The sequence below is a fragment of the Paenibacillus sp. Negev47 genome (genome assembly GCF_058313655.1).
The window spans coordinates 4,584,500-4,598,705 of sequence record NZ_CM177754.1; the positions used below are offsets into that span (position 1 = coordinate 4,584,500).

General features: G+C 45.7%; 14 protein-coding genes. 7 read left to right on the forward strand and 7 right to left on the reverse strand.

All coding sequences use genetic code 11. The annotated features are described in order from the left end of the window. Window positions 1–33 precede the first annotated feature (33 nt). Window positions 34–1,266 carry an MFS transporter gene (locus AC4G47_RS20510; RefSeq protein WP_491106754.1) on the forward strand — a complete coding sequence of 411 codons (1,233 nt, stop codon included), beginning with the start codon at window positions 34–36 and terminating at the stop codon, window positions 1,264–1,266. Window positions 1,267–1,367: 101 nt separating this feature from the next. Here AC4G47_RS20510 and AC4G47_RS20515 read toward each other — a convergent pair whose 3' ends face one another. Next, window positions 1,368–2,561: a cytochrome P450 gene (locus AC4G47_RS20515; protein ID WP_491102379.1), complete on the reverse strand. Its 1,194-nt coding sequence runs from the start codon at window positions 2,559–2,561 to the stop codon at window positions 1,368–1,370. A 548-nt stretch (window positions 2,562–3,109) separates the two neighbouring features. Here AC4G47_RS20515 and AC4G47_RS20520 point away from each other — a divergent pair. After that, on the forward strand, window positions 3,110–4,321 hold the full coding sequence (locus tag AC4G47_RS20520) for an asparaginase (RefSeq protein ID WP_491102381.1): 1,212 nt from the start codon (window positions 3,110–3,112) through the stop codon (window positions 4,319–4,321). Window positions 4,322–4,473: 152 nt separating this feature from the next. Here AC4G47_RS20520 and AC4G47_RS20525 read toward each other — a convergent pair whose 3' ends face one another. Both AC4G47_RS20525 and AC4G47_RS20530 read right to left on the reverse strand, forming a co-directional pair. Then, window positions 4,474–5,331, reverse strand: a complete 858-nt coding sequence (locus tag AC4G47_RS20525; RefSeq protein ID WP_491102383.1) for a hypothetical protein — start codon at window positions 5,329–5,331, stop codon at window positions 4,474–4,476. Window positions 5,332–5,814: 483 nt separating this feature from the next. Continuing rightward, entirely contained in the window at window positions 5,815–6,447 is a 633-nt protein-coding gene (locus AC4G47_RS20530; RefSeq protein ID WP_491102385.1) for an O-methyltransferase, read from the reverse strand. 238 nt (window positions 6,448–6,685) lie between these two features. On the opposite strand from AC4G47_RS20530, the gene AC4G47_RS20535 reads away from it, so the two are divergent. The 4 genes from AC4G47_RS20535 (at window position 6,686) to AC4G47_RS20550 (ending at window position 11,362) form a co-directional block, all read left to right on the forward strand. Next, complete coding sequence (locus AC4G47_RS20535; protein ID WP_491102386.1) at window positions 6,686–7,840, forward strand: THUMP domain-containing class I SAM-dependent RNA methyltransferase; 1,155 nt, start codon at window positions 6,686–6,688, stop codon at window positions 7,838–7,840. Window positions 7,841–8,056: 216 nt separating this feature from the next. Continuing rightward, a complete protein-coding gene (locus tag AC4G47_RS20540; RefSeq protein WP_491102388.1) occupies window positions 8,057–10,057 on the forward strand; it encodes an LTA synthase family protein in 2,001 nt (666 codons plus the stop codon). A 60-nt stretch (window positions 10,058–10,117) separates the two neighbouring features. Then, on the forward strand, window positions 10,118–10,543 hold the full coding sequence (locus tag AC4G47_RS20545) for a cytidine deaminase (RefSeq protein WP_491102389.1): 426 nt from the start codon (window positions 10,118–10,120) through the stop codon (window positions 10,541–10,543). An 84-nt stretch (window positions 10,544–10,627) separates the two neighbouring features. After that, window positions 10,628–11,362 carry a DsbA family oxidoreductase gene (locus AC4G47_RS20550; protein ID WP_491102391.1) on the forward strand — a complete coding sequence of 245 codons (735 nt, stop codon included), beginning with the start codon at window positions 10,628–10,630 and terminating at the stop codon, window positions 11,360–11,362. Between the two features lie 324 nt (window positions 11,363–11,686). Here AC4G47_RS20550 and AC4G47_RS20555 read toward each other — a convergent pair whose 3' ends face one another. After that, window positions 11,687–12,517, reverse strand: coding sequence for an aldo/keto reductase (locus tag AC4G47_RS20555; RefSeq protein WP_491102393.1), 831 nt, complete (start codon window positions 12,515–12,517; stop codon window positions 11,687–11,689). Between the two features lie 175 nt (window positions 12,518–12,692). Beyond that, entirely contained in the window at window positions 12,693–12,974 is a 282-nt protein-coding gene (locus AC4G47_RS20560) for a hypothetical protein (RefSeq protein ID WP_145319402.1), read from the reverse strand. 149 nt (window positions 12,975–13,123) lie between these two features. On the opposite strand from AC4G47_RS20560, the gene AC4G47_RS20565 reads away from it, so the two are divergent. After that, window positions 13,124–13,522, forward strand: coding sequence for a hypothetical protein (locus tag AC4G47_RS20565; RefSeq protein ID WP_491102395.1), 399 nt, complete (start codon window positions 13,124–13,126; stop codon window positions 13,520–13,522). Window positions 13,523–13,625: 103 nt separating this feature from the next. Here the strand turns inward: AC4G47_RS20565 and AC4G47_RS20570 are convergent, their stop codons facing one another. Together AC4G47_RS20570 and AC4G47_RS20575 are read right to left on the reverse strand one after the other, a co-directional pair. After that, window positions 13,626–13,847 (reverse strand): YuzB family protein, encoded by a 222-nt coding sequence (locus tag AC4G47_RS20570; RefSeq protein ID WP_017689421.1) that lies wholly within the window; start codon window positions 13,845–13,847, stop codon window positions 13,626–13,628. Window positions 13,848–13,868: 21 nt separating this feature from the next. Continuing rightward, window positions 13,869–14,171 (reverse strand): heme biosynthesis protein HemY, encoded by a 303-nt coding sequence (locus tag AC4G47_RS20575; RefSeq protein ID WP_036609727.1) that lies wholly within the window; start codon window positions 14,169–14,171, stop codon window positions 13,869–13,871. Between the last annotated feature and the right edge of the window lie 35 nt (window positions 14,172–14,206).

The window sequence follows — 14,206 nt, forward strand, 5'->3', positions numbered from 1 at the left end:
AATGGTGTTTTTTTGAGAATTACAGAAATATCTATGAAAGGAAGTGAAAGCACTTTGAAAACGTGGAAAGTAAACCTCATTGTGCTTTGGTTCGGACAATTTTTGGTCAATTCGGGCATGACCATGATTACCCCATTTTTGTCCCTGTATCTCGCAAGAGATCTAGGCGTTGTTGGCGAACATGAAATTGGCATTTGGGCCGGATTTATATTTGCAGCCAATTTCCTCACCTCATTTTTGTTCCAACCGCTCTGGGGCAAATTATCTGACAAGTATGGCCGCAAAGTTATGTTGCTGCGCTCGGGATTCGGAATGGCCATCGTGATCGCCCTTATGGGTCTGGCACAGAATCCCTGGCAGCTTCTCTTATTGCGTTTGCTTAATGGTACAATTTCCGGTTTCAATCCTGCAGCCGTTGCGCTGATATCAGGTACCACTCCGAAGGACCGAATGGGTTTTGCCATGGGAATCAGTCAGTCCGGGCAGGTTGCCGGCACGATTCTGGGTCCGCTCATTGGTGGTCTGCTAGCCGATGCGGTAGGCTTCCGCCCCATTTTCTACATTACAGGTGGACTGATCTTCGTCGCTTCCATGCTCGCCATGTTCCTGGTGAGAGAGAAATTCGACCGCAAAGAAGCAGCCAAACTGCCGGCACAATCCGTATTGTCCGGTCTGAAGGAGTTGAACAAGTCACCCCAACTGCCTGCACTGTTTGCTGTGACGTTCCTGTTGCAATTTGCGATGATAAGCCCCATGTCACTCTTGCCGCTGTATGTACAAAAATTGCATGCTTCGGATGTAAATGTGGCCTTCTGGGCAGGTCTTGTCGGTGCAGTTACGGGACTATCCAATATGGCGATGTCTCCGATTCTCGGGAAGCTGAGTGACCGGATCGGCCCACACAAAGTCCTTACCTTCTCACTCATCGGAACAGGACTCATGCTTATTCCGCAGGCATTTGTTCAGACGGTGTGGCAGCTCATTCTTGTCCGTTTCATGATGGGTGTATTTATGGGTGGCCTGCTTCCAAGCGTTAACGCCTTGATCCGTTCCTACACATCAGATAGCATGATTAGCCGTGCATTCAGTTTTAATACGAGTACTTTGGCGCTGGGCAACATGCTTGGGGCGGTCATCGGAGGCTTTATGGCAGGATTCATCGGAATTGAAGGTCTCTTTATCGTCTCTGGTGGACTGCTACTGCTCAATATGGTTTGGGTCAGATTCAAATTGTACAACAAACCGGCATTGCCCCGGGAATCCTGATTTCCCGTCCATATATCAACCAATCCATATCAACGTTCTACAGAAAAAGCCGCCTACAGCGCCTAATGGCCTGGAAGCGGCTTTCGTCATTCATGTATCAATCATGTATTGAATTGTATCGGATAATGTTTCACACCAAATACAAAAGCACTTTGTATCGGCTGCAGGACCGTTCCCGGCACAAGCTGAATACACTCCATGTGCTGAAGCAACGTATGCAGAACTACCCTTGCCTCTAGACGAGCGAGTGGTGCACCCAAACAAAAATGAATGCCAAATCCAAATCCCATATGTCTGTTCGGCTTGCGATCAGCTATGAAATCTTCCGGACGCTCGAATTGGACACCGTCCCGATTGGCTGATCCAACCCAGGAAATCACCTGTTCTCCAGCTTGAAACGTCTGACCATTCAACTCTACAGTTTCCTTGGCGACCCGCCCAATAGCAACAATTGGCGGATAATATCGCAGTGTCTCTTCCACCGCAGAAGTAATCCGTTCAGGATGTTCGCGTAGCTCCTGTTGCAGCTCGGGTTGTTCAGACAGTATACGTATCGCATTGGTAATCAGGTTGGTTGTTGTTTCATTCCCTGCAGCTAACAAGAGAATACAGAAGCCTACCACTTCCTCTGCAGTCAACTTCTGACCATCAATCTCCGCAGCAAGCAGTAACGAAATCAGATCATCCTGTGGCTGCAACCGACGCTCTTCCATGATGCCAGTGAAATAGATATGCAGTTCCTGTATATTTCTTTTTTTCTCCTCCAACAACTCCTGAAAAGCCTGCTCACTATCATCACGCGCACCCTTCACCAATACATCAGACCAGTCCTTGAACTTTTGGCGATCCGTTGCAGGGACTCCGATCAGTTCAGCAATTACAATGACAGGCAATGGCATGGCAAGGTCATCAACAAGTTCCATATGTCCTTCTGACAGGTGTGGAGCAATTAACTCATCTGTGATTTCCTGAATACGCGGAGCCAATGCTTCAATTGCCTTGGGTGTAAACGCCTGATTCACCAGATCACGCAGCTGTTTGTGCTTGGGCGGGTCTGTCGTCAACATGCTCGTATTGGCACGATCACGTGCAGAAGAGAACAGTTTCGGGTTTTTCAATACGTACTTCACATCTTCATAACCGAAAACATCCCAGCATTCTCGATGCTCATCATATCGGACTGGAGTGTTGTCACGAAGCTCTGCGTACACCTGGAAGGGAGACAGCCGCTGTTCCAAAGTCTCCAGTTCCCGAATCGGAATGTAATTTGCATACTTTCTGGGTGCCTGTTTCATCGTTTCTCCTCCAATCAATATTATATATTTATTTACATATGTTGTTCACCCCTATTATAAACATAACTTCATAACGAAACCAATCTATGGAACGTAATTGAGACCCATTACCTACTAAGCGCTACCAACTTCCTCTCGTGCTATATGTAAATAGAACTAAAGGATATTTACTCTTGGTACTCCGATGACAGAATAACCTTCTGATCATTGGTATCCCCCAGCTTAAATCTGTATTCAACATTCCTTTTTTAAAAGCTTCGTTTATCAGGAAAAAGCCTCAGTATGTAATATTAACTAACATATAACCAGCTGTTTAATATCTAAAATTATTAAATCTATCAAGTCCTCTCGCTCTATCAGAGTGAATATTCTTCCATTATTCCTTATAAACAATCATTTTTCTCCCGTTATCTATAAATGTAACCGATTACTCTACCAATATCTATTGTTGTCATATTATTTAACATGAAATACAATCATTTTGAAATGGTATACCTATTCTTCTTAACAAACTTAACATCACACTTACTTGAAGGAGAGTGCAATTCATGAGTAAAACATCCAATCTTCGTCCCTGGGCCGTATGGAGTACCGCAGCTTTAACAGCATTAACGATCTCGTTGTCCCCCATCGGAACCTATGCTGCTCACGCAGCTACGGTAGAGGTGAAAGGCACAACAGGTACTGTCCAGACAACACCGACTACTCCAGCTCGCAATACCTCTATCCCTGCCGTACCGGACTCCTCCAAGCAATCTGCGCTCCCCAATGTATTGGTGATCGGAACCGGTGGAACGATTGCCGGTCAATCCGAGGATGCGACCAGCTTCCAGAACTACAAGGCAGGTACGCTTCCCATTGGAGAGATGGTAGACGCCTTACCGGATAAGCAGAAGATTGCAGATGTTAGCACACTCCAATTCGGAAATTCAGGCTCGGGATCCTATAGCATGGCTGATCTCTATGACTTATCGCAAACGGTGGACAAAGCTCTTGCACTATATGACAGTGTTGTTGTTACCACAGGTACAGATACCATGGAGGAAATTGCCTATTTCCTCGACATGACGGTTCAGAGTGACAAACCGGTCGTAATCACAGGTTCCATGCGTCCATGGACTGTCATCGGCTCTGACGCTCAAGCCAACCTTTATAACGCAATCAAACTTGCAGGTAGTGGTCGTACCACTTCATTCGGAACTGTACTGATGCTGAATGACACCATTCAGCTCGCACGCGGTGTAAGCAAAACAAATGATTATCGGACAGATACGTTTGAAACACCGATGCTCGGTGCCGTAGGATATATTGATGAAGAAAACATTCGAATTTACCGCGCTCCTGCACGCGCCTTGAAACCTGAAGGCACAGCGAAGCCCGTATTCGATCTGAGTAAAATCACAAAGGCAGACCTCGCTAAAGTAGAAATTGCTATCTCGTATCAAGAAGCTGGAGGCGGAGCCATCGAAGGGTTCGTCAGCAACGGTGCGCAAGGCATCGTAACCTCCGGTACAGGAGCTGGCGGTATCTCCAGAGCTATGGGACAAGCCCGTACCAAAGCCATTGAAGAAGGTGTAATCTTCGTAACTACCACTCGGACGGGTTCAGGAAGTGTATATGGCGGCGGCAAAGGTATTATTGCCGGCGACAATCTGAGTCCACAACAAGCTCGTGTATTATTGATGCTGGGATTATCCTTCAGTGATGATTTTGACACCATCAAAAAATGGTTCGAAACGTACGGAACACCGGAAGTATGAGAAGCACTCATCCTTTATAAATCTGGACAAAAATAAGAGACGATACTCCCCTTACATTCAAGGTGTGTCGTCTCTTTCTTTGTGTGTTTTCAGACTTTGTGTATTACTTTTCCACATCGCGGTGGGCTATTAATCCATGTACACTTCTATTTTTAAATGGAGCCACCTCCAGTATACACATTACCATTAACTGTACTACCAATTTTAACCTCTACAGTAGTATCAGTAAGTGTAAGCCCAAACCATCTAAAGCCAAGAGTCGATTCTGTTCTGAGTCTACTATACACTTCCGCATATTTATACCCTTCAAGATCCACTGCTCTTGAAAGTCCCATCCCTCTATCAGTTAACTCCAATGTCGATCCCCAGAATTTACGTTCGTAACCACCATCTTTAGTAGCAACCTCTACCTTTGATCCATCATATCTAAAGCTTCCCGATGCCCAAAGATCAAACATTTTTAGACCTAAAGCATTATAAGCTGAACCGGTCGTCCTTTCGTTAGCGGTGTAACTCCACGCAGCTGCTCTAATGGCACTATTAGGGTCAATTTCAGAATGTAAAATAAAAATTCCTGATTTATCAACATACACATCAGTTTTTGTAGTTTCTGTTGAGAAACTTAAAACTTCCTCGTTTTCTTTTTGTTGAGAAATAAACTCATTTAAACTGAATGTTCCCTCTTTATTTAACTGATTCTTTTGTGATTCATCAGGAAATACATCTTCTAGAGAAATCGAGTCATTATTAGCCCATTCTAAAGGTGCGGGATTGTTCTCATAATAACTCTCAATAACGTCTTGAATTTCAATCAGAGTTACATTCTCATTAGAAATTTTTAAGTTCTTCAACTCATTCGCTATTTCAGAACTACTCTTAGTTATATAGGCCCGAGCTTCTTCAATGTTTTTTAAATTTTCTTTTCCTACTAATGAATCTGCTGAGACTGTAACAGCCCCTCCTACTAAAAGTGAAAATGACATTAAAAGCGCAGTGAATTGTTTCTTCATAAAAAATTCCCTCCTTAGTATTATAATCAATCCTTTTATTAATTCTCTGATTAATTTCAAATTCCTTCTTATTTAGTAAAATAATACCTAAAAAGATAAAAAATCAAAATAACTAGTATCGCAACAAGTACAATATAAACTGGCAGTATTAAAAATGGCGTGTATACGTTAAGAAAATGAAATACGAAACCCGAGATCAGAAGCAAAGAAAGAAAAATGAATAAAGGTCTCAATTCAACACCTCCATATATAGAAATTTATAACTTCTTATATACAATATTACCATAAAATTACCTGAAAGTTAGTTATGATACCTTCTTCGATAAAAAATCAATTCATTTTTAGATAAAACCTCAATAAAAACTCATTCTCAACGATCAATATTTTTCACACTAAAAAAACTCCGTACAGAAAACACGATCACCCTCACAAGCATAAGAGCGCGAGATCGTGTTCCATCGGAGTTTTATCGTTAGGAATTTTTCACTTCACCCAAGCAAGTACGAGCCCATCGTAGTCCGGCAACATGGTCGTTACCAGACGCGGGTCACTTGCCATCTGTTCATTGAAGCGACGAACAGCAAGCACGGCTGGACCCTGCTTGTCCGGATTCAGCGTACGACCACGCAGGAAACAGTTATCACCCACAATGACCGCACCTGGCCGAGCCAGCTTAATGGCATAGTCGAGATATACCGGATAATTTTCTTTGTCAGCGTCAATAAAGAAGAAATCGAATGTGCGACCTTCCTGTTCCAATTGCTCCAGGCTGTCTGCCGCCGGGCCAATCCGATACTCGACCTTTTCACCAAAACCGCCTTCTTCCAGATGACCACGCGCCATTGCAGCATATTCCTCTTTCAGTTCCAGCGACGTCAGGGTTCCAGCTTCACTCAACCCACGTGCAATGCAGATCCCACTGTAACCGCCCAGCACGCCGATTTCGAGCGCAGCTTCCGCTTTGGATGTCTTGGATAGAAACGTGAGCAAACGCCCATACGCCGCCGCAACGGAAACTTCCGGCATGCCGTTCGAACGGATGGCCTCTTTCACTTTCAACAAAAGATCATCCTCTTGAAATAATTGATTTACATATTCATCAGGGGTCAGATTCACCACTAAAATCCTCCTTGGACACTTGGACTGCTTTCCATATGGATGCCAATGTTCTATAATAAATGTTTGTTATCAACACAGGCGGTCGACTGGTGCATTGCCTCAAAGAGGACTGCATAGTTCACCGCATTTCTCATTGTAAGTTTTTTCACGGAAAGCGGCAAGGCCGCACCGTTACTATACAGCCAGAGAGAAGGATATTCCTTCTCCGGCTTGAAATGGAGTTGAAATGAATCACATGGCTCAATTGCAATTGATTGCGACCTCGGCGATGGGACTCGAGGCTGTTGTTGCCCGGGAACTGAAGCAACTGGGGTATGAGGATGTTACGATCGACAATGGACGGGTTTTCTTCACTGGGGATTATATTGATATTTGCCGGTGTAATCTGTGGCTGAGAAGTTCGGATCGTGTATTGGTCAAAATGGGTGAATTTCCTGCTACAACATTCGACGAATTATTTGAAGGCACCAAAGCACTTCCTTGGGAAGAGTGGATTCCAGCAGACGGCGAATTCCCTGTAGAGGGTCGCTCCCAAAAATCTCAGTTGAGCAGCGTGCCTGCATCACAAGGGATCGTGAAGAAAGCAATCGTAGAGAAACTGAAGCTGACTTATGACACGGAGTGGTTCCCAGAGGATGGGTCTCGTTATGTGATTGAGGTCATTCTGCTGAACGATCGCGCCCTGCTTACTTTAGATACGACGGGACCAGGTCTGCACAAACGGGGGTATCGTAAACTCGTAACCGAAGCGCCACTCAAAGAAACGCTTGCTGCAGCTCTTATTCAGCTCAGTCGCTGGAATGTATCCCGCCCATTTTATGATCCATGCTGTGGATCAGGCACAATGCTGATTGAAGCCGCTATGATCGGCTGGAACATTGCACCAGGACTTCGTCGTACCTTTAACTCCGAGAACTGGGCTGTTATTCCTGAAGAATTATGGGAACAAGCGCGCGAAGAAGCATTCGATGCTGTGCGTGACGATATACCGTTACAGATATCGGGTAGTGATATCGATCCGGAAGCCATCGAAGTAGCTCAGGCAGCAATCAAGAGTGCCGGCTTCGCCAAAGACATTGAAGTCAGCGTCCTGCCCGCTCATCGTGCAAGACCACAGGGTGATTATGGTGTCATCATTACCAACCCTCCATATGGTGAACGATTGAGTGAAGAAAAAGAAGTTCAAAAGCTGCTCCGCTCATTAGGACGCAGTTATCTCGAAATGCCAACATGGTCCTTTTTCGCAATCACATCGACCAAAGCTTTTGAAGAATACTTCGGCCATAAGGCAGACAAGCGTCGCAAATTGTTCAATGGACGAATTGAAACACAATACTATCAGTATTTGGGACCACTGCCCCCACGCAATAAAGCACCACAATCTTCATAAGTATTGCAAAATACAGAGTGCTCCTGCCATTCATGGCTTGGGCACTTTTTTTGTGCGCTATTCTGATCATATGAATTCACCGTCATCGGTGTTCGCTTCGGGCAGGAATTGATCCTGCCTGAAGCATAGTTGAAAACAAATGAGGCCACGCTATAATGGATGGAGCCCTATTTTACATTCCGATTACAAAACAACGAAAGCAAGGGGGACATACATATGGTTGTCACTCGGCCTACGCGCAGTTCCATGCCACGCGGGCTTCTAAATCATCCACTAACGTTATATCTTATTTTTCTTGTGCTCATGCTGCTCAAACTCATGTGGCTCCATCACAATCTTCACGCCTATAACATTACGATGGGACTGCTGGATAAAGTCATTGCCATCGGATCTTTACTGCTCATCTCCTTCTGGACCTGGTGGTTGCCTCGCAGGGGCATGATCGTATCTCTCGCTCTGCTGAACCTGCTGCTTACAGCACTAATCTACGCCGATATGGTGTATTATCGTTATTTCCAGGATTTCTTGACCATCCCGGTATTGTTACAGGCCAGACAAGTTGACGCATTGGGTGACAGCATCGCTACACTGATCTACACAAGCGATCTCTGGTTCTTTGCCGATTGGCTTGTCGTCATTCCGTTCGCAGCTATCGTACTGTTCGGCAGACGTTACCGTTCGAAGCACTCCAGTGCACCCATCCATGGCTACGGGAGTTACACGTACAACGATCGCAAAGCGCGGATGCGCCGCCGTCTCACTGCTGGCAGCATCGCCCTTGTGCTGGGGCTGGGACTCGCCGTGGGTCCGATTTATTTTTACAGCAAAACATGGGCTAAGGGCCTGTTCGATAACAACTGGTGGAATGTATCCATGTACAATGTGACCGGACTGCTCGCTTTTCACGGTTATGATCTGTACAACTACGCCAAAGACCATATCGGCTCCGGGCCGCAGGCTGAACCCGCTGATATTGAACAAGCAAAGGCATTCTTCGCCGAAAGGCAGGGAGCTGAACCCCAGAATGATGCCTTGTTCGGTAAGTATAAGGACAGCAATGTCATTATCGTCCAGGGTGAGGCTTTTACGAACTTCATGATTGGCCAGAGCATTGGCGGTCAGGAGATCACACCCCATTTTAATGAACTGATGAAGGAAAGTCAGTATTACAGTCACTTTTACCACCAGACAGGTCAGGGCAGAACGTCAGATGCCGATTTTGGAGCAAACATCTCACTGCATCCGCTTCCGGTTGGATCCGCATTTGTACGTTATGCAGGCCATACGTATGATTCGCTTCCTTCCATTCTGAAGGATAACGGGTACAGCACCAACGTATTTCACGCTTATGAGAGTGGCTTCTGGAATCGGTACACGATGTATCAGAACATGAAGTATGACAAGTTTTATAGTAAAAATGATTTTGCACAGGATGACCCGCTCGGCTGGTCCCTGTCTGATGAATCCTTTTTCCGCCAATCCGTTGAGAAAATGAGTAGTGAGGTTACCGAACCGTTCTATTCCTTCCTCATTACACTCAGCAGCCACCATCCGTATGCCTTGCCAAAAGAGAAGCAACAACTGGATGTAGGCGAGTTCCAGGGAACGATGTTCGGTGACTATCTACAATCTGTTCATTACGTGGATTCGGCGCTGGGCAAGATGGTGGAGGATCTGAAAAATCGGGGATTATGGGAAAAAACCATCTTTATGTTCTACGGAGATCACGACAACTCCATTAAGGAACAATCACAATACGAGCAATTCCTGGGACGTTCATTAAACGAACTCGATATGGCACAGATCATGAACGAGGTACCTCTACTCGTGCATTTACCGGACGGAGCAGCTGCCGGAACCATCGACGAGCCTTCAGGACAACTGGACATCACACCTTCCGTGCTGCATTTGCTAGGCTTATCCGACCAATCCTATTATCATATGGGCAACGACGTATATGACGGGTCTGCACGTACAGTTGTACTGCGTAATGGTTCATTCTCGGATGGTTCTGTATTCTATATTCCATCGGATGATTATATCTACGAGAGCGGCGCTTGTTATGACTTGTCCACACGTGACAAAACAGATATCAATGCTTGCCGTTCCGCTCGCGATGAAGCAACCAAGCGATTACACGTCTCCGACACGGTGATCACCTATGATTTGATTCAGCGCTTTCGAGAGAAAGACAGTTCAGCGGCAACATCCCAATAACCGAGATGAACAATTACACGAAATAAAATGAATTCATTAAAGAAGGGGAACTTACATTACATGACTTCACACACAGAAACATTCAATATTGAACAGCAACTGTTCGATGCAGCCGCAGGCTTCGTGCAGCAGCGTTATCCCCAAGGATGGGGCGGTGCGGGTGCCGTCTATACCGAAGCTGGCTCCCTGCTAATTAGCGTCGCTCCAGAGGTTATCAACGACGCCACGCATCTGTGTATGGAAACAGGGGCTTATCTGGAAGCCCATAAATTGAATGAACGCGTCACCCACTCTCTCTGTATCGCTCGTAATGACGAGCATTCGGACTTCAAGGTCCTTACACCTTGCGGCGCATGCCAGGAACGATTGTTTTATTGGGGTGAAGAAGTCAAGGCTGCCGTATACGATCCTGCTGGTCAGTTGATTTTTAAAAGATTGGATGAGATTCAACCTTACCATTGGTCCAAGGCATATCGGGATAAATAGCACTCTCCTTGCGAATTATAGAAAGTGGTTTTATAATTGTAACTATATCAGTTTCAACTATATGGATAATGGAGGATTAACAATATGAATATTGAGATATGGTCTGATTTTCTGTGTCCATTCTGTTATATCGGCAAACGCCGCCTGGAGAATGTATTGGAACAGTTTCCACACCGTGATGAAGTGAAGCTGCAATTTAAAAGCTTCGAGCTTGATCCGAACGCTGCATTGAACCCCGGCAAAACCAATACGGAATACCTGGCTTCCAAATATAATATTAGCGCAGAGCAGGCCCAAGGCATGAATGCTCAGATGAATGCCAACGCTCGCACGGCAGGACTGGAATACAATATCGATGCCATGATCCCTACCAATTCTTTCTCAGCTCACCGATTGACGCACTGGGCGGATACACAAGGCAAAGCCCTTGAACTGAGCGAGCGGATATTCCAAGCTGTGTTCATTGAAGGTAAACACTCCGGCGACCCTGAAGTGTTAGCTCAACTGGCAGAGGAAGTAGGCTTGGATCGCGATGCAGCTGTGGCAGTGCTGTCCAGTGATCAATTCACCGACAATGTCCGCGCTGACCAAGCTGAAGGCGAGCAACTGGGCATCCGTGGTGTACCGTTCTTCGTATTCGACCGCAAGTTCGCCGTATCGGGCGCACAGCCGGACGAGGTGTTCCTGGACGCGATTCAGAAAGCATGGGATGAGCGCTCCCCTTTCACCATGGTTGAATCCAATACAACAGACGCTGACGGCAGCGGCGTCTGCACAGATGACGGCTGCGCAGTGCCACCATCCGATTCGAATAAATAACACAAAAGCAGCAGGATCAGGGGAATTCCCGATCCTGCTGCTTTTTTATATACTACACACAACCCTAGCTCATTGTATATATTTGTGTTTGATGAACAGTTACTGTGGAGGGGACGGAATCGATTCTGAAGAAGCGGAGCGTTCGCCTGAAAGCTTTCTGCAAGAAAGCTGCATCGGAAGCATAAGCTGACTCCGAATTTTATCCTCTGAAACGAGGAATCAAAAAAATTTGGAGACAACAGCGATCAAAAGAACGATTCCGTAACCGGAACAACCACAAGCAGATCATTAAATACTCACTTCAAATTGGAATGAATGATCCACTCAATCCCAAAACAGTTGATCGGGATGTGGTCCAGTCCGCTTATCCGAATCCAGCGCATCAATCAGTTTCAACTCATCCGGTGTTAATTCAAAGTCAAAGATGTCCGCATTTTCACGAATACGCTCCGGGGTAACCGACTTCGGAATGGTCACAATCTGATTCTGAATGTCCCAACGCAGTATAATTTGTGCCGGTGTTTTCCCATATTTCTGGGCCAGTGCCTTAAGCGTCGACTCTTGGTTCAGCTTGCCTTTCATAATCGGGCTCCAAGCTTCCAGTTGAATCCCCTGCTCCCCGCAGAAATCCTGCAATTCCTGTTGAATCAGACCCGGATGCAATTCTACCTGATTCACCGCAGGTACCGTACCGCCTTCATCTATGATTTCGCGCAGATGGTGAACTTGAAAATTACTCACACCAATTGCACGGATGCTTCCTTCGCTATATAGACGTTCGAACGCTCTCCACGTCTCCTTGTACTGGTCTCTGCCAGGCCAGTGAATTAAATAAAGATCAATCACATTCAGTCCAAGCGCCTTCTGACTGGCTTCAAATGCTCTCAACGTCGAATCAAAACCCTGATCCTCATTCCAGAGCTTCGTTGTCACAAACAGTTCGTTACGGGCAACGCCACTGCTTGCGATCGCTTGTCCCACTTCTTCCTCATTGCCATAGATGGACGCGGTATCAATACTCCGATATCCAACCTCCAAAGCCGTCTCGACCGCCTGTTGCACTTCCTTGCCTTTTGCTTTATATGTTCCAAATCCTAGCCATGGCATCGTTACTCCGTTGTTCAGAATCGTACAATCTGTTATATGTTTTGTCATTCTGTACCTCCCGTATGGAATTTTGCCTGCTCTTGTTCTATTAACCTTCTCACAGAATTTTAAGCGACCATTCGACATACTTGTCGAAGAAGATCCATCGATTGGGAGTCCTTGCAAAAGACATGAAGAACCCGCTAAGCATTGCTGCCTGCGGGTTCTGGTGTGAACAGGAACGTTATTGATTCCCTTGACCGTGCTGACTCTGGATTGAATTCAATCTTCTCTTCTCCTCGATGAACATCTCTTCTGCGAGCTCAACGCCTTGTCCTCCGAGCGAAAGCTCTGCTTGATGCATCGCCTGCTCCGTATGTGCCAAACGTCGTTCCGCCTGTGCAATGGTCTGTGCCGTCGGATGAGACATAGCCTGAGATACAGCATAATGAAGCTTGTTCACCGCATTTTGCGCCTGAGATACGGTGGTATCAGCCTGCAAACTGGAATCATAACGCTTCGGCATGAGTATTCCTCCTTGGGATTATCATGTTCCTGTTACCCCTTTAGGATGGATAACACACGCCTTCCTTATTCCTCTGTTGTGTTTTGTTGTAACTTTAACCTGTCTTGCTTCGTTTATTAAGTACTTATCCCCGATCAGGAGGAATTTACTTGAAAAAATTATTACTCACTCTCTGTATGTTGCCCTTGCTCATTTGGATAGGAGGCTGCACTCCTGCAACATACGAGATAGAAGGATATACAGAGTCATCCATGAACCCAGACATCCCGGTTCCAACCAATGCAAAACTTATTGAAAACATAGCTAATTCCGATCATCCCACCCTTAAAGAAGGTGTTAAGTATGAGCTGAAACATATTGGGGGTGAGCAAGGACTATACCCGCCAATGGATTATTTTCAGAAGTTAGCGGATACAGGATGGGTAGAATTGGAGGAAGAACGACTGGGAAATGTACATTTCCTGAAAAAGGATACTACCGTCATTGCCATTGAGATTGGAGAAGATACCTTCGCAATTTATGAAATGATGGAGAATGCCCCGCTTTAATTGAAGCGGTTCATCTTAATTCAATTGTAAAAAAAGGAGCGGCACGTAGCCCCTCCTTTCCGGTGTGTGGACAGTTTTTCCCCACTTACCTTGTTATATCCTGTTACTTGACGAACTTTGCGACTTTGGCGAGCACTTCTTCTTCTGTCGGGGCACTAATGTACCGACCGTTGATAAAGACAAACGCACGTTTCGCACAAGGACCGCAATAGGATTTGCACCCAATCTTGATCTCCGTGTCTGGAGCCATTTTCTGCAACTTGGGCACAATCGATTTTAGTCGGACATGATTACACTTTTCGCATACGCGGATATCGTTAGCCATGAGTTCCCCTTCTTCGCGCCCTTAGTGGTCGCCGTGATTGCCTTGGGACGGATTCGTAATGACGAATCCCTCTTCCGGGAAGTAGAGATAGTCAATTTTAACACCGTTCAACAGAGGCTGATCATTCGCGAGAATGACATCAATCTCTTTATCGGTAGATACAACCGTATCATTTTCTTTTGGTGTGTCGATATCAAGCCCGTAGTGAGCATGGTCACCATGTGCATGTGTGATGACAACGCGCAGTTTTTTTCCTTCGTTCTCCGGCTTGTCCAATTCAAGCTTCAATACTTTAGCCGCATTACGCGTAATTTTGCAGTTCATTCTCTTCATCTCCTATATTGTAATTGCAGGTTTCA

Excerpts from the sequence above, each read along its gene's own strand:
- AC4G47_RS20510 (WP_491106754.1), top strand. The coding sequence starts at position 34 with ATGAAAGGAAGTGAAAGCACTTTGAAAACGTGGAAAGTAAACCTCATT.
- AC4G47_RS20515 (WP_491102379.1), bottom strand. The coding sequence starts at position 2,561 with ATGAAACAGGCACCCAGAAAGTATGCAAATTACATTCCGATTCGGGAA.
- AC4G47_RS20520 (WP_491102381.1), top strand. The coding sequence starts at position 3,110 with ATGAGTAAAACATCCAATCTTCGTCCCTGGGCCGTATGGAGTACCGCA.
- AC4G47_RS20525 (WP_491102383.1), bottom strand. The coding sequence starts at position 5,331 with ATGAAGAAACAATTCACTGCGCTTTTAATGTCATTTTCACTTTTAGTA.
- AC4G47_RS20535 (WP_491102386.1), top strand. The coding sequence starts at position 6,686 with ATGGCTCAATTGCAATTGATTGCGACCTCGGCGATGGGACTCGAGGCT.
- AC4G47_RS20540 (WP_491102388.1), top strand. The coding sequence starts at position 8,057 with ATGGTTGTCACTCGGCCTACGCGCAGTTCCATGCCACGCGGGCTTCTA.
- AC4G47_RS20545 (WP_491102389.1), top strand. The coding sequence starts at position 10,118 with ATGACTTCACACACAGAAACATTCAATATTGAACAGCAACTGTTCGAT.
- AC4G47_RS20550 (WP_491102391.1), top strand. The coding sequence starts at position 10,628 with ATGAATATTGAGATATGGTCTGATTTTCTGTGTCCATTCTGTTATATC.
- AC4G47_RS20555 (WP_491102393.1), bottom strand. The coding sequence starts at position 12,517 with ATGACAAAACATATAACAGATTGTACGATTCTGAACAACGGAGTAACG.
- AC4G47_RS20560 (WP_145319402.1), bottom strand. The coding sequence starts at position 12,974 with ATGCCGAAGCGTTATGATTCCAGTTTGCAGGCTGATACCACCGTATCT.
- AC4G47_RS20570 (WP_017689421.1), bottom strand. The coding sequence starts at position 13,847 with ATGGCTAACGATATCCGCGTATGCGAAAAGTGTAATCATGTCCGACTA.
- AC4G47_RS20575 (WP_036609727.1), bottom strand. The coding sequence starts at position 14,171 with ATGAACTGCAAAATTACGCGTAATGCGGCTAAAGTATTGAAGCTTGAA.